Source organism: Mesobacillus sp., assembly GCF_047739415.1.
GTDB lineage: Bacteria > Bacillota > Bacilli > Bacillales > Cytobacillaceae > Mesobacillus.
Window position 1 is genome coordinate 1 of record NZ_JBIQOE010000127.1, and the last position, 2,155, is coordinate 2,155.

The 2,155-nt window shown below is 42.8% G+C and carries 1 protein-coding gene and 1 pseudogene; both read right to left on the bottom strand.

Annotated elements, in window-relative coordinates; genetic code table 11:
• Window positions 1-460: 460 nt before the first annotated feature.
• Window positions 461-1,867: an MATE family efflux transporter gene (locus tag ACH0QE_RS10145; protein WP_415800575.1), complete on the bottom strand. Its 1,407-nt coding sequence runs from the start codon at window positions 1,865-1,867 to the stop codon at window positions 461-463.
• 99 nt (window positions 1,868-1,966) lie between these two features.
• Window positions 1,967-2,155: pseudogene (locus tag ACH0QE_RS10150) on the bottom strand (hypothetical protein); the annotation flags it as partial.

Genomic DNA, 2,155 nt, shown 5'->3' on the forward strand with positions numbered 1-2,155 from the left:
TGTTTAAAATCCATGTTGGAGTCCTCCTTGGTTACCTAAGTTAGGGGTCAATTCGGTGCACGATTTGACACCCCGTATCATACCAAGAGGGCTCTTTTTTGTTCAAGTCCCCGAAAATCCTCTTAACAGGAATGCTCCTTAAAATAGATTCTTATGTCCTATACCTCTTGGATGCTTGGTAAAACACCAAAAAACCAATAAGAGTGAATTTCATAATTTTAACAGAACTAGGGAGTTTGATTTGGTAGCTGGAAAGAAGGTTATTGCTATGACATCTCCAGTTACACGATTAATTCTGTACTTTTTGTTCTTTAATGTGTTTGATACAACTCGATCTAAGAACTTTTTATTTTTACTAAACACCTTTTTTAAGCAGGAACCCCTTACGATAAACTTAGATTCAATTCAATAATATTGTTACCTAAAAAAAGCATACAGATTGATAACTGTATGCTCCTTATTAATAGTTATTAGCGCAAGCTGACATGGTTTCTTTTGTCGTTTGCGGATGACAGTGCGACTCTGGGTCTGGTGCTTTTTCGAGCGCCATCCATTTTCCACGGTTGAATTGGATTACCAATACTATTGCACGAAATGCGATATCGGCTCCGATTGCTATCCATACTCCCGCGAGTCCCCAGCCCAGCTTGATTCCAAGAAGATAGACAAGTACTGTTCGTACGGCCCACATCCCGAATCCAGTCAGGTACATCGGGAATTTCGTGTTATTTGCCCCCTGGAATGCTCCAGTCAGCACCATTAATACAGCCAGGAACGGCTGGAAAATACCCGATATCTTTAGTGCGGTACCTATATCATCAATAACTTGTTGATCGTCAGTAAAAATGCTGCCAGCCCAATCACCTAGGAAGAAGAGCAAGGCACCGAGCAGGGTCATCGCACCAACTGTGAGATAGGTGGATAATTTGGCATAATGCTTGGCTTCTTCAAGATCGCCGGCACCAATTTGCTGGCCAACCAAAATTGTGGCGGCTGTAGCAAATCCATATCCAATCATATAGGAAAACACTTCGACATTGCCGGCAATCTGATGAGCGGCAAATGCATTGGTACCAAGGGCAACGACGAAACCGAAATAAACGATTTGGCCGGCACGCATGACCAGTCTCTCGCCTGCAGCTGGTGCTCCAAGAGTAGTCAATTCCATTAGATGTGTCCTGTCAATACTCCAGTAATCTCTTCTGAAAGTGAGAGTTTCTGTTTTATTGACATAGTAAAATAGCGCAATGCTGCCAATCAATCGTGAAATTACGGTTGCAATCCCTGCTCCTACGATGCCCATTTCGGGGATGAACAAAAAACCGAAAATGAGGACATAATCCAAAACAGCATTGACAATATTGATGACAATACTCACCTTCATTGGCGATTTTGTATCGCCTGCTCCCCGAAGGATAGCGCTTAATACAAACATGAAGCTCATCACAATCGAAGGGATCCCTACAATCCGGAAATACAGGGCACCGGCCTCGAGGACCTCTGCCTCGATTCCCATTAGTTTCAGCAGCGGTTCAGCGAAAATCAAGGTAATGAGCCCTGTTAAAATTCCAAATATGGCAGCAAGGACGATTGATTGCTGTGATATATGCCTTGCTTTTTCCGAAAGGTTAGCACCAAGGAAGTTTGCAATCCTCACATTGGCTGCTACCCCAATTGCCATAAATAACGCAAAATATATCGCAAGGACTGCATTGGTGACCCCTACCGCCGAAACTTCTGCCAGACCGATTTTTGATACAAAGTATGTATCGACAAAGCCGAGGATCGTCTGGAAAAAATTTTCGATGACTGCGGGAATAGCAAGCACCGTGATAATTTTCAATCTTCCTTTGTTCGTTTGCGGCATGTCGATTTTCCCCTCAATATCCTTCACCGTTCCACCTCCTCATCTAGAAAATTGAACAATAGCACACATTCATGTGTGCCATTGCCGTTACTGATGCCTTTACTTGACTTCAATCACAAAAGGCACCGTATAAAGTTGTTGTTTGTACTTGAACTGACCCCAGATTTTATACAATCCACTACTAGGAAAGCTGGTCATATACTCAACATCAGGTCCTTTTGTATTTTCATCAACTGGATGGACATGGAGAAATTCATTCATATCCTCACTGACAATCACCACATGTCC